This is a genomic window from Legionella tucsonensis (assembly GCF_001468035.1).
GTDB lineage: Bacteria > Pseudomonadota > Gammaproteobacteria > Legionellales > Legionellaceae > Legionella > Legionella tucsonensis.
In genome coordinates, this window is record NZ_LNZA01000001.1 from 578,883 (window position 1) to 605,837 (window position 26,955).

Genomic DNA, 26,955 nt, shown 5'->3' on the forward strand with positions numbered 1-26,955 from the left:
ATTTGCTTGATGATATTAATTAAATCAATCAGCATCTCATCCACGTTCATAGTGAACTCCTTAAAGATTTTTTTGTGTGGTAGTTGTATACCATTTTTCTCCAAGAATGATTTGCTCCCACCAGCCAGGCATTTTGGACTCAGTCATTTCCTTCCACTCAACAGGATGCAGCACTAAAGCATCGGCCATTCGTTTTGATAAATCATACATGGCAAGTCGTTTAGGAAGAGAGTCTTTCTCCCATGAGGAAATTGCGTTATGGAAATCATCATAGTTCTTGAGATACTCACTGAGGCTTAGTGCATCCTGAATGGCTAAAGAAGCACCATTTCCCACATGAGGACGTAATACTGCACTTGCATCACCCAATAAAAGAGCCCCCTGAGTCACAAGACGATTGACGCAAACATCAACAATTTTCTGCATGAAAGGAGAAGGGGTATCGAGGATTATTTGTGCCGCAACCCCAGGTAATTTTTCACGTGCTAATTGGTGTAGATGTTCTTTTGCTTTTGCAGAAAAGTCGGTTAAAGAGGTAGGGCCTAAATCCTCTAAGTCTTCAAGCACTAATTTTTCATAAAAAACCCAATTTAACTTATTCGTTTGATGATGATATACCGGATAAGTTAATAAATGTCCTTTGTTATAACAGTAATAAAGCCCCTGATCATTGAAAAGAGTTTTATTTTTTATCCTTTCAAATTCCAGTGTTCCACGCCATGCAACATAACCCGAATATTCCGGCTGTACATTGGATATCAATTTTCTTCCCAGAGATTGAACGCCGTCAGCAAAAACAATTAGATCAAAGAGCAGTGTTTCTCCAGACTCTAAAGTGACTTGGCCAGGGTCTTCATCATGGAGCTGTACGTCAACGACTTTAATTCCATGATGATATATCGAGTTTGGTATTCTTTTTCTTAAGTTAGTGAATAAAGTATCCCAGTGGAGACTTGCCATGGAAATTCCCTGTTTCCATAAACATCGTCCATAAACCGGCTCATTATCTGCTTGGCAATAAAAACTGCGAGTGGTGAATGTATGGGCCAACGTATCTGGATCAATAATATTTTGGGCGATTAAGGTGTTCAGTAATTCAATAGAGAGGGTAATACCCGCCCCACGAGATTTTAAATCAGGTACTCGCTCAAAAACTGTAACTGGAAACTGGTCTTTCAATAATAAGCCTAGAGTACAACCTGCTATAGAGCCTCCAATAATAGCAATTTTCAATATAATTCCTTGCAGGAAATTGAATGAATACGATGGATTATATAAAGTAACAAAACAAAATCAATAAAGACCAATTAAACGCACAGGGGCTTCGGTTAAATCAGCAATTTTCATGGGTAAAATCATGCTGTAGGCACCTAACGCAGGTAACTTTGTTCCATTAAAAACATTTTCAACAATATATTTCTTGTTTTCGAGCATCAATTGGTGAACGATATAGTCATTTTCCGGTCTATCCGGAGACAAGGTATCGATCCCGATACCTGCGCAATTTCGATCCAGGATTAATTGAGCAGCTTCTTCACTAATACAGGGAAAAACCAAATTATTTCTATATTTTTGGGCATCGTGCCAATATCTTTCCCAGCCAGTATAAAAAATAACAAACGAATGTTCAGCAATTGTTTGATGTTTTTTCTCGAAATCAAGGATATCTTTTCTGGTAATACTGTAGCGCTCATGAGACTGATGACTTACATCAATAACCACACATTGCGTAATTAAATGATGAGCAATAAGATCAAGCTCCACAACATGAAGCCCATTTTTGATGCAATGAGCTGGAGCGTCGATATGGGTGCCAATTCCTGCTGGCATGCTCATTTCTTGCACTTTAAATTGTACTGCAGTAGAACACTCGTCATAATTTAGGATTGTTTTATGACTAAAACCACAGCCTATATCCCAGGAGGGGCTTACAGGCGAAAGTGTATGGGTCATGTCAATGATCTTAAATGGAAAAGTCATTCGATTCTCAAAAGAACAATACGTTCTTATGTTTTGCCATAATTTTGCGAAAAGGAAAATAGGGTTTTTACTTATCTCTGTTCTGAGGTATTTATTTCAAATTAATTAAAGCTCCAATCAGCAACCGGAGTTTCTGAATATTGATTTTTAATATACTGCTCCAGCATATAATTAAAATCTTTGTGTTTCGTAAGATGTTTCTTTTGCCAGATACTTCCATTTTGATTTTTATAAAGCCTGGTTTTAATGATATCTAAATAAAAATGAGCATCAACAGAGTTTATTCCCAAATCCTCAAGTCCTTTTAAAGCGAGAGGTAATAAGTTTTTTAAAAGAGTTCTTGCCTTAATCTTGCCGGTACTCCAATTTAATCTTGCTTCTAATCCATAACGAGCTGACTCATAAAAATTTTTTAAAGTAGATTCTTGAGTTATTAAAGAAGTTAAAGAAGGGGATGTGTTTGCATAATAATAAGTTATGCCATAAAAAAATGCAGCATTTGCTATCATATCGATGACAGTGGGGCCCGTAGATAATGCGCGGTGCTCTATTCTCAGATAAGGTTCATTCTGTTTGTTAAAATCTAAAATAGGCCTGTTCCAACGAAAAATGCAGCTATTTTGACATCGAACATGGAACATATGGTGAATCGGTTCTTCATAAGCTGCCAGAGGCAAGAGATAAGGAAAGTTTTTTAAATTATTTTCAAAAATGGGAAATAGAGTTTCTTGCATATACTTAGGCTCAAAAAAAACGGTTTGCTGCAATGGATGAGGAAATGTATAAAGTTGTTCAAAAATACTAATTCGTGTTTCGCTCCATAAATTTTTTCCGCAAAAGTAAGGTGAATTACTACTAAGGGCTAATAAGGGCGCTGATAATACTTGAATAATATTAAAATAAAGAGCTGCTTGATGCTGAGGAACTTCTATATGAAGTTGCAAAGCGCATATTAAACCTTCTATAGCTAAAGATTCTGGAGATAACAGAAGATTTTCTCTTTTTCCTTTTATATGAATAAATAAAGGCTCTTCTTGGCGATAGTTGGTTACGAACTCATTCATTAAAAGAAAAGCATTTTTAGGTGTAATATAGGAAGATTTAAAAAGAGTGGGGTCTGCTTGCGGTATTGAGCCTATCAATGCCAAGTGATGTTGGGTGTTAAGCGCCATGTCACAACATTTATTCCAGTTCGTTAAAATATTTTGATGCAGAAGAGATAAAAAATTATCTTTTAAAGGAAAAACTGGAGTATTAATTTCCAGTTGAGTCCCTCCTGCTTCTCCTACCAATTCTTGATTTTTTAATTTTTTAGTAAAAAAAATGTTATGAGGCGTTAATTGATATTCTTCATCCAAAATTAGAAATTCAATTTCAGCACCTGCATTCATAAGTTCCGATTTAAAATAATTTTTTGTAAACCATTTTTCTAAAATCTGGGTTTCGGCAATTAAATTTCTTTTAAATAATTCACAATCAATTTTATAGTTTTCAATTTTTTTAATGCGCATTACCTAGTCCTTGGTATTACAACTAAAGCTTTTTTAATGAAATACTTAAATTTGATTCAATCATGAAACAATGGTTCACTGGAATGATTTGCCATTTAAATCCATTGGTTGATAATTTTTCAGAAGCAATAATTACATATTTGTAAATGGTTTCTTTTGTTGTGCTTTGTACAATATTTTCACCTAAAGAGAAATACATTGTTTCAGGTTTGCTTCGTGAAGAAGTACAATAACGAAATGCAACGATACGCTTTCCATCTGTAGCGCAAATATTAAAGTAGCTCACACCTTTTTTATGATGTTTTTTTACTAATTCATCAATTATTTTTAATGTTTTCAGTAAAATATTATATATATCATAAGAGTTCTTAATTTTTGAATTTTTTGCTAGTTGTAAAAATAATGCAAAAATCAATTCTGAGTCAGTACTTCCTTTAACCCAATTATAAATATCATCATCCAATAAATTATGAATTTGGCGTTTAATTTTTTTGAAGTAAGGAATCCATCCATTATGCATAAACAGCCAGTTTTTATATATAAAAGGATGGCAATTAAAATGAGAAACCCCTCCAGTACTTGCTGCGCGTATATGAGCAAAAAAAAGTGGGGCCATGGTTTTCTTTGCCAAATAGGAAAAGTTTTGATCATTCCATGCGGGAAAAAGTGAAGTGAATAAAGCAGGCATTTTATCGAAAGAAGTGTACCATCCTAAGCCAAATCCATCCCCATTGGTCAGGGTACGAGATTCACGAGCAAGGAGGCTTTGTTTTATAAGCGAATTATTAGGTTTAATTAAAAGATCCGCTAATAAAATATTTTCTTTTCCTATATAAGCTACAAATCGACACATAATTTTGTCCTTGTCGAGGCTTAAAACGATCCAATCATTGTAATTTTAGGAGGGGAAAACGGAGATGTCCAAAATAAACACTCAAATAATTACTTTTTTATTCATTCCTACTCATGTTATCCGGGTTATATCTCACATGGTTTGTATAGAGCTTGAGCACGTCTCTGACCTAGGAGTATGAGATTCAGCTACAATTTGGTGTAGGTTGTTGTGTAGTATAATTAATAACAATGAGTGGCCATGGACTTAGGCATGATGGAAAAAAATAAATGGGAGTTTTGGATTGATAGAGGCGGCACGTTTACTGATGTTGTCGCATTCAGTCCCGAAGGGCGCGTAAGCAGCCATAAATTACTATCTGAAAATCCTGAACGCTATCCAGATGCGGCTATCCAAGGTATTCAAGATATTCTCAAATGTACTTCCATTCCAGCAGATGAAATTGCATTTATTAAAATGGGAACAACAGTAGCAACGAATACCTTACTTGAGCGAAAAGGAGCGAAGGTGCTTTTAGCAATTACTCAAGGTTATGCTGATGCATTGCGAATTGGGTATCAAAATCGTCCTGAACTTTTTGCGCTAAATATTAGATTACCTACCTTACTTTATGAAGAAGTGATTGAAATTAAGGAGCGAGTTGATGCAAAAGGCACAGTTTTACACGTCTTAGATGTAGAAGCGTCGCGAAAAAAAATGGAGCAAGCCTATGCTCAAGGATATCGCACACTTGCTATTGTATTGATGCATGCCTATCACTTTAATCAGCATGAAAAAAAATTAAAGAAAATTGCCGAGAAAATAGGATTCACACAAATTTCGGTAAGTCATGAAGTGACACCTATCATGAAATTGGTAAGTCGCGGTGAGACTACTGTTGTTGATGCTTATCTTTCTCCAGTGTTACAACGCTACATTCAAAGTCTGCAAAATAAATTAGGAAAAATCCCGTTGTTTTTTATGCAATCTAATGGGGGATTGGTGAATGCAAAGCTTTTTCGGGGGAAAGACAGCCTTTTTTCAGGTCCAGCAGGAGGAGTGATTGGTATGATTAAAACCAGTCAATTCGCTGGTTTTAATCAGGTTATTGGCTTTGATATGGGGGGAACATCAACCGATGTTTCTCATTTCGCAGGCGAATACGAACGTAGTTATGATTATGAGTTTAGTGGAGCACATATCCGAACGCCAATGATGTTGATCCATACTATAGCAGCGGGAGGAGGGTCAATTCTTAATTTTGATAATCAACGTTATACAGTAGGACCTCAATCAGCAGGGGCAAATCCAGGGCCTGCCTGTTATCGTCGAGGCGGTCCACTCACTATAACCGATTGCAATGTGATGCTTGGTAAAATACAACCCCAGTTTTTCCCTAAAATCTTTGGTTCTGAAGCCAATCAAGAAATTGATACGCTCGTAGTGAATGAGCATTTTCAGGCTTTAGCAGAAAAAATTCAAAAAGAAATAGGAAGTAAAAAAACGGTTGAAGAAGTTGCAGAAGGTTATCTCAACATCGCAGTGGAAAATATGGCGAATGCGATAAAAAAAATTTCCATACAACGTGGTTATGATGTGAGGCAGTATGTCTTAAATTGTTTTGGTGGGGCTGCAGGACAGCATGCGTGCATGGTTGCTGATAACTTAGGAATCAAGAAGATATTAATTCATCCCTTAGCAGGAGTGCTTTCTGCATACGGAATGGGATTGGCGGAAATTAGCGCAATGCATGAGCAAGCAATTGAACAAGCATTGCAGCGCGGCATTCTTTCTTTTTTGCGTCCAAAATTTGAGAAAATTGAGCAAAAGGCACATAAAGCATTAAAATTCCAGGGATTAACCAATAAGACTGTAACATGCAAACGGCAAGTGCACTTACGTTATGAAGGCTCAGATACTACATTACCAGTTGCATTTGCAACCATTAAATCCATGCGGCAGACATTTATAAAGCAACATCGTAAAACTTTTGGATTCGCCTCATCCAGAAAGGCGCTGACTGTTGAAGCAATTTCTATAGAATGTGCCATTCCCAGTAAAACTTCTATTGAATTAACGGAAGCCCCCCTCCAACACCGTCCTGAAATCCCACGACGTGAAACAGTTAAAATTTTTACTCAGGGTTCTTATCAGAAAGCGCCAGTATATGATCGAGGTGAATTAATTCCTGGGGATTGCATTCAAGGTTGTGCCGTAATTATCGATGCTAATGCGACCACCATTGTGGAACCAGGTTGGCAAGCAGAGGTAACTGCGCAAAAATACTTATTATTAACACGATATCAAACCCTGACTACCAAAAAAGTAACTACTCAAATTGATCCTGCCATGTTGGAGATATTTAAGAATCGTTTCATGAGTATCGCGGAGCAAATGGGGGAAGTTCTGCGAAAAACAGCAAGTTCGGTTAATATCAAAGAACGCCTCGATTTTTCCTGCGCTATTTTTGATGAGCAGGGCGAGCTCGTTGCCAATGCACCTCATATTCCGGTGCATCTAGGCTCAATGAGTGAAAGCGTAAAATCTATATTAAAAAACAACTCCCAGATTCATCCTCATGATGTCTATGCCTTAAATGCGCCCTACAATGGTGGAACCCATTTGCCGGATATCACTTTGATCTCCCCAGTTTTTGATAAGCAAGGAAATAATTTGTTATTTCTGGTTGGTTCACGCGGACATCATGCGGATATTGGAGGGATTACTCCGGGATCTATCCCTGCAGAAAGCAAGGTTGTCGAGGAAGAAGGGGTATTGATCAATAATTTTAAAATCATGGATCAAGGTCGTTTTTTAGAAAAGTCGACATTAAACTTACTCACCAAAGCGAAATATCCAGCGCGTAACCCCCATCAAAATTTAGAGGATTTCAAAGCACAAATTGCAGCAAATGCCTCCGGTGTGCAGAGTTTATTGGATCTAGTTGCGCAATTTGGTTTGGATGTAGTACATGCTTATATGAAGCACGTACGTGCTAATGCGACTTCATCGGTAGAACGTTTATTGGGTAAACTGAGTAATGGTCATTTTGCTTATGCATTAGATGATGGCAGCCAAATTAAGGTTGCATTGAGTATTAATCAACAAACAAAACGGATGCACATTGATTTTACCGGAAGTTGCAAACAACACCCGGGTAACTTTAATGCACCCACAGCGATTTGTAAGGCTGCTGTTTTATATGTTCTGCGCTGTCTGATTGCTGAAAATATTCCGTTAAATAGTGGCTGCTTTGTACCGATTGAGCTACTTATCCCTGAAAAAAGCATTTTAAATCCAAGTTATCCTGCTGCGGTTGTTGCAGGTAACGTTGAAACTTCCCAATGCATTGTTGATGCCTTGTTTGGTGCATTAGGAGTGGTCGCTGCATCCCAAGGAACGTGTAATAATTTCACTTTTGGCAATAAAAAGTATCAATATTATGAAACGATTTGTGGTGGTGCTGGAGCTGGAGCTGATTTTGATGGAGCTTCAGCAGTTCATACTCATATGACTAATACGTATCTTACCGATCCAGAAATTCTAGAATTACGTTTTCCAATACTGCTCGAGGAATTTTCCATTCGCAAAGGAAGCGGGGGGGTAGGTTTACATTGTGGCGGGGATGGTGTCGTTCGACGGATTCGTTTTTTAGAGAATATGATCGTAAATATTATTTCCAGTCATCGTGTCATCCCTCCATATGGAGTGCAAGGAGGGGCTTCGGGTAAGCCTGGGCACAATTGGGTTCAACGTGCAAATGGTCAAATAGAAGAATTAGGGGGCTGTGCACGTGTGGAAATGCATCCTGGTGATGTTTTCATTATTGAAACACCTGGGGGTGGTGGATTTGGTAAACCATAACCAAACTGCAGTAAATCTCTTTCCAAACTCAACTGAGAAGGCGAATTGTTTCATCGATGCGGTTGTTCGCATCCACATGTGACTGTGTGTACACTCCGGTTCTCTGCTCCTCCTCGCACTTTACTCTCCTTGGCGAGTTTGAAAGAGATTTTTTTTTCTTCGACATGTCTCTTTAATAGGTGGCTTGAAAAGAATCTATTAAAAATGAGCCACAAAGCGCAGTACTCCGTTGGTACCTTGGGGGCGATTTCTGGCATCTTGCTCAGAGTACACGTTTAAAAAGATAAAGTGATTTTTGCTAAGACTGTATACCATCCCTGGACCAATCGCCCATATACTTTCTCTGCGATCCGGGGCTGCAACTCCATTTACCAGAGTATCGGTTATTTGGTTGAAAAAATAGCCATTTACACCCACTGTAAGCTTTTCAATGATTGCATAACCTACAGCAATATCCGCAAAAATAGCTTGTCCTGCTTGAATGGTGTGAACATTGGGGCCAAAGGAAACACTAGGGCTATGATTGACACCATTCCACAGATAATGCAGTCGTGCAGCAGTGGACCATTTAGGAGTCATCCAAAACGTGAAGGCCCAATAGGGATTTAAAGACCAAAAGTTGCTGCTGGCATTAATTGCGTTGATCCTGCTGTATCGTCCTATTGGAGCAATTATATCCAGTTCAATACGAGAGACAAATAAAGGTCCTTTTCCATCTTTGCGCATAATTGGGTCAAATTGCAGTGCAGGCCCGACCCACAAATCGCCAGGTCCATTTTCAGCTTTTAACACGGCATTTCCCAATCCGTCGTCCACACGAGCATTAACTACCCAGGGTAAAAGCGTGGAAAAACCTAAATTAGCCCCGAAAATTTTTTTTGTCGTTACATAGATAAACTGCGTCACATTTGCAACAACATCGAGTTCAGTACGTGGTAAAGGAAGCTTATTGCCTTTGTTATCATTAAAGCGATTGGAAGTGTAGTACTGAAAATAGTCTTGAAAATAAAAACCTGGGCCAGAAGGAGGGCTTCCATCATAAAAACTGGTATAACCCAGATTAACAACTGGTTGATCATAAGCCAGCACTGATGAAGCGGCCGATACGAATGTTAAGCTAAAACAAAAATGCAGTATTCCTTTCCATTGCATAAAAAAGTTGTCCTTTCTAAACCCTTCTCTTGTTACTATTGCCTACTGAACTGAAATGTACAGAATTAAGCGAATTTTTCAGGACTCGCTGTTGTACTGTGGCAGAGCTCGATTATTCTTTTTTGTGTATTTATTTGGCATAATTAAATCATTACTCTTTGATAATTGATTGATGAAATTATGTCTGATTTATTCCAGAAGAACAATATAAAAGGGTGATCTTTCCCTATGAATCAATGGGTAAAAAATGAATGCTTTAGGAATTAATAAAATAAATCCAATAGTTTTTCATCATCTTTCTTAAGAACTTTAATATGATGAGCCTTAAGGTTTACTCATTAAGCACTTTAATAGGAAGCGGAGGCAGTTCCTTATGGGCTTTTAAAAAGTCTGTTACTTGCTCTCCATCTTTAACTGTTGCAGATGAATACAGCCCAGTAGTACATGTATTTTTAGTATACTTGTCGGTAACAATCATATAGGGCCCTTTATTGCGTACCACGGAGCAGAGACATTTTGCTTTTGCAGGGTCTTTTTTATCAATGACACATGGGCTATCCAAACACCACGCCCAAGGACGATCATTTTTACAAATTGCATAGGATTTAATAGGATAATAGCGCGATTGAATGACTTTTCCTTTATTAGTTTTCTTTACGCTAGAACATGGTTTTGTACCGACGGAATATCCATTGTGTACACTGCAATGACACGATACCCAACTTTTTTTTCCGGGCATTGGTTTACATGGTGCTGTAGTACATAAAGCAAATTTGCTTTTACACAGGGTAAAATCGGAGGTTTTAGCACTTATGGGGAAAGTAAATGTCAATAATAAAAGTATAAATAGATTTTTTTTCATGTTTTTTGTGTTCCTTATTTATGTTTTTATTTCCATACGAGAATTTCTGGTGATTTACGAGGCACTATCGGTTGCGTGGCAGCCGGAACCCCTACAATAATGGGAGCAATTGCTGTTATATCAGAGGGAATATTTAGTTTTGTCTTCCATTCAGGAGTATTCAATGCCGAAACCGCAAGGCCGATAACACAAGTACCCAGCCCTTGAGCACAAGCAGCAAGTATTAAGTTTTCAGCGGCTAACCAACAATCTGCAGTTACAAAATAGCCATGATATTTGCTGTAAATAATGATGAGGGTGCTTGCATTATAAAACGCATGAAAATCAGGATCATTTATAAGTTCTTGCAGATATCTCATCTGTATTTTTGAATAATTAAGGGTTTCTGTGTAAACCAGCGCTTTCACACTATCTGATAAGCGATCGAGTGTGTCCTGATCTTGAATTACAGCAAAAGACCATGGTTCTTCATGCATGGCAGTAGGTGCTTGAACTGCGGCATCAAGTAATGAATTGATAGTTGTCCGATCAAGTTTTTGTGACGTGTAATTACGTATTGATCGGCGTTTATAAATTATTTCAATTTCATGCATTAGGGCTTTTTCTTCCTTGGTTTTTTTTGAAGTAGCCATAATTTTCTCCATTTAAACCCCGTGATCTATATAATCGCGGGAAAAATAACAGTTTTTTAAATGCGGCGATTTCTGGGAGTTTGTTTTGCTTGTTTTTTGGCAACCAGGAGAACTCCTTTTCCAGGAGCCATGAATTGTTTGTAGATGATAAATTTCTGTCAGACATGGATGTTTCTTCATAACATCAAAATAATTCCTTTTATGGTTCTTAAATTTTGGTTCATCTTCTCACTTTGTCAAGTTTATCAAATCAGGCTCTCGATTGCTTGAAGAAAACAAAGTATTATTTTGGGGTTATTTAGAATAAATAAGATAATTGTAAAGTAACATTTTGGCGGGAGTCTACTGGTAAAGAGGTTCTTTTACATGCAGATCAATGTCTAGTGACTAGTTTATAATTCATTTATTACCAAATGAGGGCATTTATTTTTTAAATTTAAGGGTTAAATGTAATAAAAAAATGAACATCCCCTATGAAGTACAACGAGATAAAATGGATCCGAAATACTATGTATGATGCGATAATCTTTGATTTTGATGGAGTTATTTTAGACAGCGAACCCATTCACTATGAAGCATGCTGTCACGTACTTAAGTCATTAGGGATAACGATAAGCTATTCTGAATATATGAAAAAATACTTGGGTTTTTCTGACAAAGACATGTTCCCTAGGTTATTGCTCAATGAGGGATTGAGTTATTCCGATAGGGAAATCAAACACTTGATTCAACAAAAAACCAGAGCCTACATCCATATTATTAGTAATCAAAACCCCTTACCTCTGATTGTAGATTTTGAGCAATTTATTTTTAAAATTGCTCCTAAAATTAATAAAATTGCCATTTGTAGTGGATCCAGCCGCAGCGAAATCATTGCAGTACTCTCTAAAGTAAGACAGGGAAAATTACACGCTTATTTTGATACCATTGTTACAACAGAAGATGTGCAGAGCGGAAAACCATCTCCTGAAGGTTATTTACTCGCTGCAAAACGTTTAAATGTTGCTCCTGGACGTTGTGTGGTCATTGAAGATACTTTGCATGGAGTCAAAGCAGCTAAAGCGGCAGGGATGCAAGTAATTGGTTTGACGACGAGCTATGACAAACATCAATTTTTAATTGCGGACAATGTCGTTACAGGGTATAGACAGTTATTGGCTAGGGTTTGGTAATGTGTATTTATATAGCTTGGGTGAATGCATATTTATCAGGCTCAAGATTATTTTGCAGTTCAAACAGCACACATGAAGAAAATGAATTAAGTCTATGGATAGAGTGTTTTTGGGGCTCACATTATACTTTTTATTACTAGGGAGTACCGCGAGTATGGCTATGGATATAGTAACTGTAGAACAACCTGAATACCGTCAGGTTCTCATGAGTAAAGCTCAAGAAGTCCAGTTTCCTTTAAGCCAGGAAGATAAAGAATTAATTGCTGCAATGAAGACTAAATTGCTTGGATTGGGCGGAGTTGGCTTGGCTGCACCTCAGGTAAACTGTGCAAAAAAAATAATCGCAGTCTATATTCCCGAAGAAGCGGCCTTATTGCGAGATAATGTTAAAAAATTCTATCCCATGCATATTATGATTAATCCAAGTTACGAACCGATAGCAGGCTCTGAAATGCGTCAGGATTTTGAAAGTTGCTATTCTGTTTCCAGCAAATCCGGGAAGGTTCCTCGTTATGAGCAAATCAGTACAAGTTATTATGATGAGTCAGGTCATTTTCATCAACAAATTGAAGAGGGATTTTATGCTCGGGTTTTACAACATGAAATTGATCATTTAAATGGTTTTTTAATTCTCGACCGACTTACTCCAGAGTGTATACAAGGTTCAGTAGAGGAAATGATGGCTTTGCGGCGAGAATCTTTACCCCCAGAGAAAAGAGCGCTTTTTGATCAGGTTATTGCACGAAAGACCAAAAAATAACCTTGAGTTAAAAATTAAATTTATATTATTTCGTCAGAATTATATTGAGGAGCGTTTTTTAATAGCTCAGTTAAATTTTGAGCGGTAAACTGAGCTTTTGCTTGTTCATAACCTGTTTCAGCAATTTCTTTGTATTTTTTGAAATCCAGAATGCCGTATTGGTCTGTTTTTAAAGTAATGCCATAATCTGCCATGGCCATCATTTTCGAGGTATTTTGATGGGAACTGATTGTTAATAGTCTCAACACCAATTCACCTAAGTTAATGGGTAATATCGACTCTTTCCCCATAAATTTATTGTAAAGCAGTTTCCAACCAGAAAGCGAATAGGGTATTGGTGATAATTTAAATACATTGTTAGTATTAATATTGGAAGCAATAATTTTACTGCAATGTGAGTACTGCCTCATGACATTAGTGGGTATATTATTGAGTATTCCACCATCAATTAGAAGCTTGTCATTAAAAGATACAGGTGGATAAATAAAAGGTAGGGATATGCTAGAGCGAATGGATTCCCATAATAGTCCTCTGTCATGGACATATAAATTTTTGCTGATTAAATCCGTTGATACGCAAAAATAGTTAAGCCATAAATCTTCGATTTGACTCTTTTCACCATAGAGCTCAATAAGACTGTCTGTGGCTCTTCTGCCTGTAGCAATTGCGATATAGGGGAAGGTAAAATCAATTTTGGCCCCTTTGATTAGATACTCTTCCACATAGTTCAAAACATCACTAGAGGAGTATCCCATAGCAAAAACAGCCGCGAGCATGGCTCCCATACTTGTTCCGGCAATGTAATCTACAGGTATTCCTCTTTCTTCTAATAAGCGATAAACACCTATATGAGCAAGACCTCGTGCTCCACCGCCACTGAATACTAAGGAAATGGTATTGTCAGTAAAGATACGCATCATTCGAGAAGTACCTTCCTCTGTATTGCTTCGAACATGAAAATGACTGTTGACAGAACGTTTTTCTAACCAGCTTTGAGTATTTTTTGGCGGGTTTGCCGTTTGATGAAGAAGTACTAATACGTTTCGTTTAATAAAATTGCTTTGTATCGTTAAGACGTAATTCTCTACTTCGGATAAAGCAGGATCATGTTCTTCAGCAAGCGCTAAAAATGCGAGTGAATCTGCTTGACGCACACAAAATTTAGTCCAGTTTGTTATTGTTTCATCGGCTAGATAGAAAATAAACGAGTACTCTTTTTCTAGTTGGTTAATCCATAAAATCCCTTCATTACTCATATTTCCATTCGCATCCAGTAGATTTTTTCTTTTTTCCAGATAACTGCTGTTTAATAAAAGAATTTTTTCTCCATAAGAGAAGCGGGAAATCATTTCTTGCAATTGAAATTCGAGGCCTTGTATTGGTCTTATAGGGATTAGAGCAATGGATTTATCACGTGTGGAAGGTCCATGAATTCCCTGCAGTGAATTGGTTAGTCGCTGAATGGTGAATTGGGTTATTTTATTCAGCAGTTCAGGAAATGTTCTGCATAATTTCAAAAAATATTTTTTCGATAATTTCAAGATAATGCTGTCACGCAAGGTATAGACATTCGCAGAGCGTGGTAAATCAGATAAAAGCGCCATTTCACCTATAATTGACCCTTCATGTAACTCACCTTGAAACGTCACATTGCCTTCTGTATCGGTTATTTGATAGTAAAGACGACCTTTGATTAAAATGTAAAGGTCATTCATATTTTCCCCTTTTTTAATCAAAAGAGAATCACTGGCTCGAGATTCTATTTCCAAAACACGAGAAAGTTTTGAAAGACATGCATCACTCATACAACTAAAAGGTTCATGTTGTTTAATGAATTCAAAAATTTCTTTGTGTGTAAGTAATGGTTGATCCATGTCTTTATTGTTACTTTGAAATTAAATCAATTATTCTTAATTATAGACTTTGTTTTCGAAAGTTAGGTGATGAGAGGGGTACGCTCATCTTGCTATTTTATTGGTGATATTTGGACTAATACTAAGGAAAGCCATTGTTTTCAAAGGTGAACTTGACAAAATTAAATATAGCTTTCTAAAATGCAAATGGCTAAATTATATTTTGCCTTATAGCTTTATTTAACTAACTCTAAAAGGAATTTAAGTAATGAACAAATTACAATTAACAGGCGTTGCTCTTGCAATGGGTGCTGCTTCTATGTTTGCTTTAACCCCTGCTTTTGCTGCTGATACTTCAGAGGGTATGGTAAAATGCCAAGGCGGTAATGCATGTAAAGGTCAAGGTTCTTGCAAAACTGCTGATAACGCTTGCAAAGGCCAAAACGCTTGTAAAGGCAAAGGCATAGCTGAAATGTCTCAAGAAGACTGCGATAAAGCTGGTGGTACTGTTGTTCAATAGTTTCAATTTGAGTTTTGTATTAATCCAGGCATGTTTTTGCATGCCTGGTTTTACATCATTTCCGGACTGAATATGGATATCCCAAAGTATAAAGCAACTGAAAAAATGCCTTTTTTAGGTTTTGGATTGGGATTACGACCTGATTATTATGAAGAAATCTTAGAACAAAAACCCAACTTGGATTGGTTTGAGATACTCACCGAAAATTATATGGTTCTGGGTGGCAAGCCACTTTATTATCTTGATCAAATACGAGCTCACTATCCTGTAGTGATGCATGGAGTATCTCTTTCATTAGGAAGTACAGACCCGCTGGATTGTGACTATTTAAATCAATTGAAAGCGTTAATAACTCGTGTTGAACCAGTATGGGTATCTGATCATTTATGCTGGACAGGGGTTAATGGGATTAATGTCCATGATTTGTTACCTGTCCCCTATACACGTGAAACAGTAAACCACATTGCATCACGAATTCAGCAAGTACAGGATTTTTTAGGACGCCCCATCTTAATCGAAAACGTTTCCAGTTATCTTACTTACAAACAGTCTGAAATGACCGAGTGGGAATTTATCCGGGAAATTGTAAAGCAAGCGGATTGTTATATTTTATTAGATATAAATAATATTTATGTGAGTTCTGTAAATCATCAGTTTAATCCTATAGATTATATTTTGGCTATGCCTGCTGAACGTGTAGCTCAAATTCATTTAGCTGGCCACTCAAATCACGGTAATTACATTATTGATACGCATGATGCACCCGTAATTCAACCTGTTTGGGATCTATACGCGGCGGCATTACAACGTTTGGGTCCGATATCATCTATGATTGAACGGGATGACAATATGCCTCCTTTGGCAGAGTTGCTCGCAGAAATCAATCAGGCACGACGGATTGCGGAATCAATTTTGGTTGAAGAGGTACTTGTATGACCGAGCTTCCTCAGTTACAAGGTCAGTTTCAAAAATTTCTATTATTAGGGCATGCTGAGATTCATGGTTCCATAGTTCAAACTGATTTGGTATCAGTGGATACTCGTTTAGGTATTTATCGTGATGCGTATAAACTTCGGCTTATTGAAAGTTTGAGTACTAACTTTCCTGCCTTGTATGCTTATTTGGGAACCGAAGAATTTAATAAGTTATCAACTTATTATATTGATGCCCATCCTTCTTATTATCGCTCTATTCGTTGGTTTGGTGATGTATTGGCAGATTTCATTAAGCATAATTATCCGCACTATCCTCATTTATCTGAGCTTGCTGATTTTGAGTGGAAAATGGGTTTGGCGTTTGATGCTGCCGATGAGCAGGTAGTACGAGTTGAAGATATGGCGGTTATTCCAGCAGAGGCATGGCCCAATCTTCAATTTGTTCTCCATCCATCTCTGCAGCGAGCTAATTATTCAGGAAATACAGTTCCTCTTTGGCAAGCTTTAACTCGTGATTGGGAACTGCCTGAATTGCAACAAAACCCAGCACCTACATCCTGGGTTTTATGGCGCTCACCAGAATACATAATTCAATTTTATAGCTTGTCTGACGAAGAAGCTTGGGCTTTAGACCGAATATCACAAAGATTCTCTTTTGGCGCACTTTGTGAAGGGCTTTGCCAGTGGATAAAGCCAGAAGAGGTGGGTATGAAGGCTGCTTCTTTTCTGAAGGGTTGGATTCAAAATGGCATGCTATCGCAATTATTGATTGTAGATTAACCACTTATTTCAAATAGATACTTTCTATTGCGAGTTAAATTCTCTCGTAGCATAATATGTGAACATTTTTGGTATTCTATAGAGTGCAACCGGGGGAGCATATTAATGTCTGGAACCAAAATTGAAATTGGCACGGAACGATCTAAGACTCATCCACACTCCGAAGTTCTGGATGAAACGCTAACTTTAGAGTTACAAGAAAGGACTGTCGATAATCCAGCCAAAGGGAATTGTGGTTACTATGCCTTTGCAATTGGATTAATTAATATTATTCAGCAAGAAGGAACTGGAGCAACTTTTGGGAAATGGGTTCATTTGGATCCTTCTATAATTGGTTATTATGATGCTATTTGCAATTTTGACTTTGACAAACCTAATAACGACTTACTCGAAGTATTGCAAAGATCATTAAGATTAATTACTTATAATGCGCAGGTTGAGGAGTTACGTTGGGCATGCACATCTGCCCAGAAAAAAAATGAATATAGAGCATTGGTAGCAACCAGCACTTATAAAAAATTTGCTGAAATGTATTATGGCACAAATGTAGACCCCCATTTTAACCAATTTGTTTCCTCTCCTGCCATTAAAACCGCTCTTGCTAAAATTGATCCTCATGTAATTAGACCTGGGCATGAGGCTCTAGTGCTAGCCCCATTATTTATGTCGTTAATTTATGGTGAGGGAGCTCTAGAAACCATTAACGTACTGACCAAACCCAAATTGGACTCACCTGTAATTCAGGCATTGCAAAATATTACTCAAGATTTTGTTTGGGCGACTCACTTGGAGCTGGATTATTTAGCTAATGAATTTGAGGTTAATCTGCATGTACTGAAGAATGGGGTTAATCCTTATGAATTCCATGACTTACCTTATCGAAATACAATTACCATAGATAATCAGTCCAATATTCATTGGACTACAAGGGTAATAATGGCAAAAAAAGTGTCAAAAACTTTAGCTCCAATAAGTCATTCTGAGTTTGGCTCAAGCAGTAAAAGAGCAGCGTTTGAAACCAGGACTCTTCCTAAAAAGCAACAAGTAAAAGATGAAGATACTGTTACAAAAAAATTACCTATTCAAGAGCAATATTTTTCAAAAAGGGAAGTAGGTAAACAAAAGAAAACTCAGCCTGAAGTAATGAATTTAGAAAAGACGAATACACAACTTCACTTCCTCAAAAAACAAACTCTTTTTAATCAAAGTGATGCGATACCTTTAACGTTAATGAGTTCAAAGACAGATCAAAAAGAATTAAATCGATTAATTCATATAGTCCATCGTGCAGTAATAGCGTATTGTACTTATAGTGATGGAATTATTTTTTCACTTTTTCACAGACATGGTGAATCCGGTAGGATAAGAGCGAGTATGTTTGATGAGCAGTTTTCTTTAGTTGAAGACCTTGAGCAAGCCAAGAATATGTTAATGGATTTTCTAGAAGATAGTAAAAACGGCAATACTCACCCCCATTCATTCAGAACTATGTTATTACAAGGGTTATTAGCTGCAAATGAGTCGCATAATAAAAAGGATTTAAAATATATTTCTAAAAACTATTTGACGCTTTTGGAGGAGTTTCGAGAGGAGTTAATTGCTGATGAACTGGTAATTGTTTAAGCCAGTTAAAATTACTTAGAAACTGTATTCACATTTATTTAAACATACCTGAATTGTCAATACAACTAGGGAAATCCGAGTACATTTTTATTCATCTGAGTAGGTTCGTTTTCGACTTAATAAAGCAAGCAGAGGTGGTAATACGGAAATAAAAATGATGCCGTAAATTACTAAAGAGAAATTTTCTTTTACTAATGGAATTGAGCCAAGAAAATAGCCTAAGCTCAATAGACTGGCAATCCATATTAAAGCACTGATCAAATTATACAACGAAAAATGGAAAATTCGCATTGTCCCTATACCTGCAACAAAAGGTGCAAAAGTACGTATGATTGGAAGAAAACGCGCAAAAATTATCGTTTTACCTCCATGTTTTTCATAAAATGCATGAGTTTCCTGTAAGTGTTTTTTATTAAGCAGCCAGGATTTATCGGTAGAAAAAATACGAGGGCCTAACAGTCGACCAACCAGGAAATTGATCTGGTTTCCCAAAACTGAGGCGAGAAAAAGCAACAACAGCAAAATTGAAATATTTAATGGATTCCCAGGTTGTGCCGCGATACTACCTGCAGCAAAAAGTAAAGAGTCTCCTGGTAAAAAAGGCATCACAATAAGCCCTGTTTCGCAGAAAATCACTGCAAATAAAAGCAAATAAGTCCAGAATCCATAAGTTGAAACAATGGTATTTAGATAAACATCAATATGAATAATATAATCAAAAATAGTGTTTAAAAGCATTTTATATTGAAATTGAGTTAAATAAAGGTAAATATTCTTACATACTTAGTTCTTAATTAATATAAATTTTATATCTTCAGCGTGCCTGCTTTTGCTATCTTTATAAAATAGACCAATACAAGGAACACATATGACTCAGAAGAATGGAAGATGGGAAAACAAAAAACGATTAAGAAATTAAGTCATGAATACTTTATTTCATCTTGCATTTCCGGTACATGATCTTGCCCTGGCAAAAGATTTTTATCACCATAAATTGGGTTTTTCATTAGGACGTGAATCTGAGCATGCATTGATTTTAGAGTTTGGCAATCATCAAATTGTGGCACATAAAGTTGATACAATTCTTCCTTTACAAGAAGGTATTTATCCAAGACATTTTGGCTTAATTTTTCTCGAGCGACATGAATTTGATGCCTTTTTAGCAAAAATTAAAAAGGAGCAAATTTCATTTGAGATTGCTCTAAAAACACGATTTAAAGACACTCGAATAGAACATCAATCCTTTTTTTTGAAGGATCCCAGTAATAATTTGTTGGAATTTAAATATTATCAATTTGGTTCAGCCATTTTTGGTGAAAAAGATTTTAAACGAATTGGTGAGTCATTCAAGGAATGAATCAAGTTGGTCAGTGTAACGATACAATGTAACAACTCACGGCTATTGATAAAATGGTCAGAGCGGCAATTTTGAGTATTTCCTCCGTATCATAAGGATATCCAAGCAAATCAACTGCTTGTTTTGAGAGATTTGTATGAGAGTCCGTAGGAAAATCCTGATGACGAGCCAGCATTAACCTTCCAGGATATCCCTGACCACTTCCATTATAATTACGTACATAATTGCTTAAGGGAACGGTACGTACCCCAAGGGTTTCAACACTTTCCATAACCATGACTCGACCAATGGCTTCCAGGCGTACAATAAATGCGACATGACTCCACACACTATTTGTTGCCCCTTTAATCATGGTAGACATTAAGGAGTTTCCTGAAGCAAATAGAAGATCTCCTGTTTTGATTGTACCTCTTATTTGTTCATAACCATTTACATCTACATGAGGAAAACCTTCCATAGCTACTTCCAGGATAAAGGAAAATAATGGCAAATATAACCTTTGCTTCCAGCTTTTAAAAGTAGAGTCTGTCCCCATTTCTACTATCTTGACTACAAAATGGCGAAATGGGAACAGACTCTAATCAGTCACAATAAGTTGAATAACCATTTCGGTAATCTTACAATGGATTTTTATGGGTGGAGTTTTCTAGCCAAGGATGGTTTGTGCGTTTTTTATTCCCTATCGGTTTGTTCTTAAGTGCTATTCTTTTATTTAGCATTCAACCTATGGTTGCTAAATCTTTATTGCCAGTTTATGGAGGGACGCCGGCAGTTTGGACCGTATGCATGCTTTTTTTTCAGGTTGTTTTGCTGTTTGCTTATGGCTATGCTGTGGTGCTTGGTTTTTTTAATAAACCGAGTGTATGGCGAGTGACACACATTGCACTCGTTTTCTTGAGCTTTATTGCGTTACCTCTGGCATTTCAGCCCTTGATTCTTCATGAATCTCCTGAATGGAGTATTTTATCTAATTTATTTATACAATTGGGATTGCCCTTACTTGTTATTGGTGCCTCAGCACCTTTATTGCAATTTGCGTACAGTCAGACTAAGGAAAAAGGCTATGCCGATCCTTATTTTTTGTATGCAGCTTCTAACATGGGTAGTCTCTTGTCTTTATTACTCTATCCTTGGGTAATAGAACGTTTTATTGGGTTAAAAAATCAATTTTATTTATGGAACATAGGTTATGTAATCTATGTAGCTCTGTTGTTTTTTATTCTCATTGCTAATCGCTATCAACCGTTGGAAAAACAAAATGAAATAGCTGCATTCTGGCCTTGGGGGAAAATACTGTATTGGATTTTTTTAAGTTTTGTTCCGTGCAGTTTAATGCTGGGAGTGACTTTGTATATTACTACAGATATTGCAGCAACACCTTTATTTTGGGTATTGCCTTTGGCTTTGTATCTGCTTACTTTTGTGCTTGTATTCACTAACAAACCCTTGATTTCATTTTCATGGGTAGCACGAAATAGTGTATTTTTTCTCATTTTTCCGATTATTAGCTTTATTTTAAATGCAGGGCAAATAAAGGCTTGGCAAAATATCTTGTTTCATTTGTTGAGTTTCTTCATGTTAGCATTGCTTTGTCATAGTCAGTTATTTTTAAGCAGGCCGAAACCACAGTCACTTACGTTATTTTATTTTTGCTTGGCTCTTGGGGGGGTGCTTGCAGGAGTGTTCAATGGAATTTTGGCTCCACGTTGGTTCAACCAGATTTATGAATATCCTATAGCAATCTTACTAAGTCTTTTTGCTTTGCCTCAATTGTCAAGAAATTACGGTTGGTGGGTCCCTATGCTTGTGCTGATTCTTATGCTTCTTCATTACACTTTTCTCGGTATTCATTGGCCTGGAGGTTTTTCATCTTTTCAAGTGTGCGCTATCTTGGCATTAATTATTATCGTTGTTTGGCAAAAAAGTAAAACCAGTTTGATTTTATCTTTATCGATTTTATTTGGGTTTATTTTCTTTCCATTATTACAAGATGATACAATTTTAGTGCAAGTACGTGATTTTTATGGGGTAAAAAAAGTAGTAGATAAACAAGGAATACATGTCCTAATCAATCAGTCTACTGTGCATGGCTTGCAAATTAGGGGGGAGACAAAACCTAATGGATTGACTACTTATTATGGGGTAAGTAAGACGGTGGTTGCCGTAATGCAACAAAAATGGAGTTCGTTGTCAGTAACAATCATTGGATTAGGCATTGGTACAATGCTCTGTCAATTTAGAAATGAAGATCAAGTGAATGTAGTTGAAATTGATAACCAGGTTATTGATCTTGCAAAAAATCCGCAATTATTTAGCTACTTACGTGATTGTCCTCCGCGTGTGACCATTATGAGAAATGATGGAAGATTAGCTGCGGAACAATTACCTGATCACTCACAAAATTTATTAGTTATAGATGCTTTCACTTCAGATGCAATTCCTACCCATTTATTAACTCTAGAGGCATTTACTCTATATAAACAGAAAATTACCGAAGATGGCGGCATACTGATTCATTTAAGTAATCGACATTTACAATTATTGCCGGTCGTCAATGCTGCTGGCAGGTCTTTGAAATTGATGGTGCTTTATGTAAATAATAAAGGTGTTCTGGCGCAGGGCCAGTTTAATTCAGAGTGGGCCTTTTTGACTTCTAATGCAAATCTGGCTTCGCAATTGATAAGAGGGACAAATTGGCAGTTTAATGAAAGTGGCGAACAATTCTTATGGACTGATGATTATTCTAACTTGATCCCATTATTCAAGTGGTAATTAGGGTCTGTTTGCATTTCTACTATCTTGGCTAAAATCGTTTGATTTTCTGTGCTCCGATGCTTACATACTTCAGTGCTCGAAAATCAAACGATTTTGACTCAAGCTAGCGAAATGTAAACAGACTCTATATTTCGGCTAAGTTTCCTTTAGTCTCCAACCAGACTTTTCTGTCGCCTGCCCGTTTTTTATTTAACATCATATCCATAACAGCCTCAGCTCCTTCTTCATCATCCATGGTTAATTGAACCAGGCGTCTGGTATTTGGATCCATAGTGGTTTCACGTAATTGTATAGGATTCATTTCTCCTAAACCTTTGAAGCGTTGAACGTTGGCTTTAGCTCGAGTTGTTTGTGCCAAGTGGTTGAGGATACGATTTTTTTCTTCATCATCCAGAGCATAATAAACCTCTTTGCCAGCATCAATTCGATAAAGTGGGGGCATAGCAACAAATACATGTCCTGCCTGAACCAGTGGTTTAAAATGGCGTAAAAATAAGGCACAAATCAACGTTGCAATGTGTGCGCCATCGGAATCTGCATCTGCGAGAATGCATAATTTACCGTATCGAAGTCCACTCAGATCAGAAGAACCGGGATCTACCCCGATCGCTACGGAAATATCATGAATTTCCTGAGATGCTAAGACCTGTGATGAATCCACTTCCCAGGAATTAAGAATCTTTCCACGCAAGGGCAAAATTGCTTGGAAGTCTTTATTACGTGCTTGCTTTGCTGATCCACCTGCTGAATCACCTTCTACTAAAAATAATTCAGCTTGGTTTAAGTCAGTGAGCAAGCAGTCAGCCAATTTACCTGGGAGAGCAGGTCCTTGACTTACTCGTTTGCGTGCTACTTGCTTGGCTTGTCTTAAGCGTTTTTGTGCACGATCTATTGCCAAAGAGGCAATCGTTTCACCTTGGTTGCGATGTTGATTGAGCCACAATGCAAAAGCATCTTTAACCACATTACTGACAAATGCTGAAATTTGGCGTGAACTTAAGCGCTCTTTAGTTTGGCCTGCGAATTGTGGTTCTTTCATTTTAACTGATAATACATACTGGCAAGGTTCCCACAGGTCATCTGCGGTAAGTTTCACTCCTCGAGGCAGTAAATTTCTTAGTTCACAAAATTCAGCCATGGCATCAAATAAACCGGACCGTAAACCGTTAACGTGGGTACCGCCCTGAACAGTTGGAATTAAATTCACATAACTTTCATTAAAACCGCTGTTTGCCCCATTAGACCAAACCAAAGCCCAGTCAACAGTTGCTTCATCACTTTTGAATTCACCTGTAAAGGGTTCCTCAGGTAGGTAATCGCCATCAGGTAATGATTGGTTTAAATAATCAATAAGCCCTTGCTCATAGCACCAATGAATTTCTTCATTGCTTGCCTTATTGACAAAAGTCATGGATAGGCCAGTGCAAAGCACAGCTTTGGCTCTAAGCACGTGAGTAAGATGTTTTACTGAAATACGTGTGGTATCAAAATACTTAGGATTGGGCCAAAAACGGATAATTGTACCTGTATCCCTTTTTTTAGTAAGGCCTGCTTCATTTAATTCGCATAATTTATCGCCATTGGCGAACGACATTTGATAAATAATTCCGTTGCGTTTAATCGTGACATCAAGACGCTCGGAAAGGGCATTCACTACAGAAACACCTACTCCATGTAGTCCACCAGAAAAGCTGTAACTTTTATCAGAAAACTTACCTCCGGCATGCAAGCGAGTCATAATGACTTCAACACCACTTAAGCCTAATTGTGGATGCAAATCCACTGGCATACCGCGACCATCATCCTCTACTTCAATAGAGCCATCTTCATGAAGTGTGACGCGGATATTGCTTGCAAAGCCTGCTAATACTTCATCCACACTGTTATCAATCACCTCTTGGGCCAAATGGTTAGGGCGCATTGTATCGGTATACATGCCGGGGCGCCGTTGAACAGGTTCCAATCCACTTAAGACTTCAATTGCTTGGGCAGTATAGTTTTCTGACATGGTATTTCTCAAATAAAAGTTAGGTTTATTTTACCATATATTATGATACAGTAGTGGAAAGACGAATATTCCTTTTGTAATCTATTATAAAGATCCCCTGCTCTGCAAGCGGAAGAAGATCAGAAGGTCGTCACTGCCCCCTGGATTTGAGGGGCTTTCTCACTGCCATTAAGTTAAGGAGTTTTGTCGTTTTCGCGTAGGGAATCCATCTCTGAGTTTGGTTTTGGTGTTCGATTAGAGTTGGATCGCAGCTATGCGGGGATGAAAATTTTACATAGGCATCAACTTAACTTAATGGCAATGGGGCTTAGTCTAGGAAATGAATAAAAACGCTTTCTGGATTACGTATTGCTTAATTCAAGCGAAACAGAAAACATATGCAAAAAAATAGTGTTGAAATTCATCAATTGTCCGTAGCTTTTCAAAATCACCATAAAACGATATCTGCTTTGGATAAGGTCAGTTTTAATTTACATCCTGGTGAAACTTTGGTTTTATTGGGAGAGTCTGGCTGTGGGAAATCCTTAACTTCTTTGGCGTTAATGCGTTTGTTACCAAAATCCGGTGTCTATGGGATTGATAGTTTAATTCATATGGATGGACAAGACATTCTCGATTTACCGGAACAGATGATGCGGCAATTGAGAGGCCGCAAGATTGCAATGATTTTCCAAGAGCCAATGACGGCACTAAATCCGGTGATGACTATAGGTGAACAGTTAACAGAAGCTTTGATAAAATGTAATTCCTTTACCAAACAGGAATTGCAAGAGGCATTATTATCCTTACTTTATGAGGTGGAAATGCCTCAGCCAGAGGTTAAAATCCATCAATATCCACATCAATTGTCCGGTGGACAGAAACAACGCGTGGTCATTGCTATGGCTTTGGCTTGTAAACCCGATATTTTAGTTGCTGATGAACCAACGACAGCTTTGGATGTTACAATCCAGGCGCAAATCCTTGCATTACTAAAAAAAGTACAAGTAAACCATCAGATGAGTTTACTGCTAATTACCCATGATCTGGGAGTACTTCGAGCTATGGCATCGCGAGTATGTGTGATGTATGCTGGGCAAGTGGTGGCGCAATCTTCTGTAGATGATTTTTTTTCACGAATAAAGCAACATCCTTATGTGCAGCAGTTGTTGGCTTCTGTTCCTTCTTTCGCAAAACGTGAGGAACGATTGTCAGTAATTCGTGGATTTGTACCTGCTTTAGAGGAAATGCCTTCAGGTTGTCGTTTTCACCCGCGGTGTATGTATGCATTTGAGCGTTGTTCAGTAGAAGAGCCGCAATTACAAGAACAAGATGGCCGATTGGTACGATGTCATTTATATCCTGATTTAGATGAATTACCTCCTTTGCAGAAAAATAAAATAGCCTGGAATGTTGCCGCCTCTGAAGCAAAAACAATACTCACAGTGAATGATTTATCTGTTGGTTTTGTCCAGAAACAAGGAGTATTTAGCCGTCATAAAGTTATATTTAAAGCGGTTGATGGTCTTTCATTTCGTTTGCTGCAAGGAAAAACATTAGCTTTAGTAGGTGAGTCTGGATGTGGAAAAACTACGGCCAGTCGTGCTCTGTTACGTTTATTGCATATTTCTGGAGGCGAAATACATTATAAAGAAAACGATGTACTGGCATTAAAGGGACGTTCATTAAGAGAGTACAGAAAAAAAGTACAAATTATTTTCCAAGATCCTTTTTCATCTATGAATCCACGAATGACGGTAGGTGAAATAATAGCCGAGGGCATGCATGCCCAAGGGATGAAGCGTTCCGTAATTAACATAAGGCAAAAGGAATTGTTAAACCAGGTCAACTTGCCTAGTAGTAGTTTGCAGCGTTATCCACATCAATTTTCTGGTGGCCAAAGACAACGAATTTGTATTGCGCGTGCTTTGGCAACAGGACCGGATGTTTTGATTTGTGATGAACCAACCAGTGCTTTAGATGTTTCTGTGCAGGCACAAATCCTCAATTTATTAAAGGAATTACAGCAGGAAACGGGTATTTCTTATTTATTTATTACCCATAACATGGGCGTAGTCTCCTATATTGCTGATGAAGTATTAGTCATGAAGAATGGTGTAGCGGTTGAGTTTGGAAGTTGTAAATCTCTTTTTAAAAATCCTAAAGAAGTGTATACACAGCAGCTTTTAAATGCTGTTTTAGATGTTTTTTAATCAAATTTTCAAGTCACCGCGATTTATCTTTTTCATATTTTATTCATAAAAAATGTGATATATTTGCGCACTATTTGGATAATAAAGTCTTAAGTATTATTATCCTAGAAAAAAGCAGTTGAAGCCTATTGCGCAAACTAAAGGTTC

21 protein-coding genes are annotated in these 26,955 nt (G+C 37.4%); 10 read left to right on the forward strand and 11 right to left on the reverse strand.

The window, feature by feature from the left end; all coding sequences use genetic code 11:
* Positions 1-60: 60 nt before the first annotated feature.
* From Ltuc_RS02485 to Ltuc_RS02500, 4 genes are all read right to left on the reverse strand, one after another.
* The gene (locus tag Ltuc_RS02485; RefSeq protein WP_058519771.1) at positions 61-1,233 is read right to left on the reverse strand and encodes an FAD binding domain-containing protein; all 1,173 of its coding nucleotides are present in this window, start codon (positions 1,231-1,233) and stop codon (positions 61-63) included.
* A 60-nt stretch (positions 1,234-1,293) separates the two neighbouring features.
* Positions 1,294-1,980 (reverse strand): cyclase family protein, encoded by a 687-nt coding sequence (locus Ltuc_RS02490; protein WP_058519772.1) that lies wholly within the window; start codon positions 1,978-1,980, stop codon positions 1,294-1,296.
* A gap of 101 nt (positions 1,981-2,081) precedes the next feature.
* Complete coding sequence (locus Ltuc_RS02495; protein ID WP_058519773.1) at positions 2,082-3,491, reverse strand: glutamate-cysteine ligase family protein; 1,410 nt, start codon at positions 3,489-3,491, stop codon at positions 2,082-2,084.
* A gap of 22 nt (positions 3,492-3,513) precedes the next feature.
* A complete protein-coding gene (locus tag Ltuc_RS02500) occupies positions 3,514-4,344 on the reverse strand; it encodes a class II glutamine amidotransferase (protein ID WP_058519774.1) in 831 nt (276 codons plus the stop codon).
* A 252-nt stretch (positions 4,345-4,596) separates the two neighbouring features.
* On the opposite strand from Ltuc_RS02500, the gene Ltuc_RS02505 reads away from it, so the two are divergent.
* A complete protein-coding gene (locus Ltuc_RS02505; RefSeq protein WP_165480980.1) occupies positions 4,597-8,187 on the forward strand; it encodes a hydantoinase B/oxoprolinase family protein in 3,591 nt (1,196 codons plus the stop codon).
* 198 nt (positions 8,188-8,385) lie between these two features.
* On the opposite strand, the gene Ltuc_RS02510 is transcribed toward Ltuc_RS02505, so the two are convergent.
* From Ltuc_RS02510 to Ltuc_RS02520, 3 genes are all read right to left on the reverse strand, one after another.
* Positions 8,386-9,339: a SphA family protein gene (locus Ltuc_RS02510; protein WP_058519776.1), complete on the reverse strand. Its 954-nt coding sequence runs from the start codon at positions 9,337-9,339 to the stop codon at positions 8,386-8,388.
* 331 nt (positions 9,340-9,670) lie between these two features.
* A complete protein-coding gene (locus Ltuc_RS02515; RefSeq protein ID WP_058519777.1) occupies positions 9,671-10,201 on the reverse strand; it encodes a hypothetical protein in 531 nt (176 codons plus the stop codon).
* Positions 10,202-10,227: 26 nt separating this feature from the next.
* Positions 10,228-10,833: a nitroreductase family protein gene (locus tag Ltuc_RS02520; protein ID WP_058519778.1), complete on the reverse strand. Its 606-nt coding sequence runs from the start codon at positions 10,831-10,833 to the stop codon at positions 10,228-10,230.
* A 509-nt stretch (positions 10,834-11,342) separates the two neighbouring features.
* Here Ltuc_RS02520 and Ltuc_RS02525 point away from each other — a divergent pair.
* Both Ltuc_RS02525 and Ltuc_RS02530 read left to right on the forward strand, forming a co-directional pair.
* A complete protein-coding gene (locus tag Ltuc_RS02525; RefSeq protein ID WP_058519779.1) occupies positions 11,343-12,005 on the forward strand; it encodes an HAD family hydrolase in 663 nt (220 codons plus the stop codon).
* Between the two features lie 154 nt (positions 12,006-12,159).
* Entirely contained in the window at positions 12,160-12,765 is a 606-nt protein-coding gene (locus Ltuc_RS02530; protein ID WP_058519780.1) for a peptide deformylase, read from the forward strand.
* 20 nt (positions 12,766-12,785) lie between these two features.
* On the opposite strand, the gene Ltuc_RS02535 is transcribed toward Ltuc_RS02530, so the two are convergent.
* Positions 12,786-14,639 (reverse strand): cyclic nucleotide-binding and patatin-like phospholipase domain-containing protein, encoded by a 1,854-nt coding sequence (locus Ltuc_RS02535; protein WP_058519781.1) that lies wholly within the window; start codon positions 14,637-14,639, stop codon positions 12,786-12,788.
* 247 nt (positions 14,640-14,886) lie between these two features.
* On the opposite strand from Ltuc_RS02535, the gene bufA2 reads away from it, so the two are divergent.
* The 4 genes from bufA2 to Ltuc_RS02555 all read left to right on the forward strand — a co-directional run bounded on the left by bufA2 (position 14,887) and on the right by Ltuc_RS02555 (position 18,476).
* Positions 14,887-15,138, forward strand: a complete 252-nt coding sequence (gene bufA2, locus Ltuc_RS02540; protein ID WP_058519782.1) for a BufA2 family periplasmic bufferin-type metallophore — start codon at positions 14,887-14,889, stop codon at positions 15,136-15,138.
* A gap of 72 nt (positions 15,139-15,210) precedes the next feature.
* Positions 15,211-16,074: an MNIO family bufferin maturase gene (gene bufB, locus Ltuc_RS02545; protein ID WP_058521575.1), complete on the forward strand. Its 864-nt coding sequence runs from the start codon at positions 15,211-15,213 to the stop codon at positions 16,072-16,074.
* Positions 16,071-16,853 (forward strand): HvfC/BufC N-terminal domain-containing protein, encoded by a 783-nt coding sequence (locus Ltuc_RS02550; protein ID WP_058519783.1) that lies wholly within the window; start codon positions 16,071-16,073, stop codon positions 16,851-16,853. Before bufB ends, Ltuc_RS02550 begins: the two co-directional genes overlap by 4 nt.
* Before the next feature lie 105 nt (positions 16,854-16,958).
* Entirely contained in the window at positions 16,959-18,476 is a 1,518-nt protein-coding gene (locus Ltuc_RS02555) for a hypothetical protein (RefSeq protein WP_058519784.1), read from the forward strand.
* 87 nt (positions 18,477-18,563) lie between these two features.
* Here the strand turns inward: Ltuc_RS02555 and Ltuc_RS02560 are convergent, their stop codons facing one another.
* Entirely contained in the window at positions 18,564-19,214 is a 651-nt protein-coding gene (locus tag Ltuc_RS02560; RefSeq protein WP_058519785.1) for a DedA family protein, read from the reverse strand.
* Between the two features lie 184 nt (positions 19,215-19,398).
* Here Ltuc_RS02560 and Ltuc_RS02565 point away from each other — a divergent pair, with 184 nt between their 5' ends.
* A complete protein-coding gene (locus tag Ltuc_RS02565; RefSeq protein WP_058519786.1) occupies positions 19,399-19,833 on the forward strand; it encodes a VOC family protein in 435 nt (144 codons plus the stop codon).
* A gap of 10 nt (positions 19,834-19,843) precedes the next feature.
* Here Ltuc_RS02565 and Ltuc_RS02570 read toward each other — a convergent pair whose 3' ends face one another.
* On the reverse strand, positions 19,844-20,290 hold the full coding sequence (locus tag Ltuc_RS02570; protein WP_083498091.1) for a YiiX/YebB-like N1pC/P60 family cysteine hydrolase: 447 nt from the start codon (positions 20,288-20,290) through the stop codon (positions 19,844-19,846).
* 206 nt (positions 20,291-20,496) lie between these two features.
* Between Ltuc_RS02570 and Ltuc_RS02575 the strand changes: the two genes are divergently transcribed.
* A complete protein-coding gene (locus Ltuc_RS02575) occupies positions 20,497-22,605 on the forward strand; it encodes a spermidine synthase (RefSeq protein ID WP_133138281.1) in 2,109 nt (702 codons plus the stop codon).
* Positions 22,606-22,732: 127 nt separating this feature from the next.
* Here the strand turns inward: Ltuc_RS02575 and parE are convergent, their stop codons facing one another.
* Positions 22,733-24,616, reverse strand: a complete 1,884-nt coding sequence (gene parE, locus Ltuc_RS02580) for a DNA topoisomerase IV subunit B (protein WP_058519788.1) — start codon at positions 24,614-24,616, stop codon at positions 22,733-22,735.
* Positions 24,617-24,993: 377 nt separating this feature from the next.
* Here parE and Ltuc_RS02585 point away from each other — a divergent pair, with 377 nt between their 5' ends.
* Complete coding sequence (locus Ltuc_RS02585) at positions 24,994-26,808, forward strand: ABC transporter ATP-binding protein (protein WP_058519789.1); 1,815 nt, start codon at positions 24,994-24,996, stop codon at positions 26,806-26,808.
* Positions 26,809-26,955: the final 147 nt, after the last annotated feature.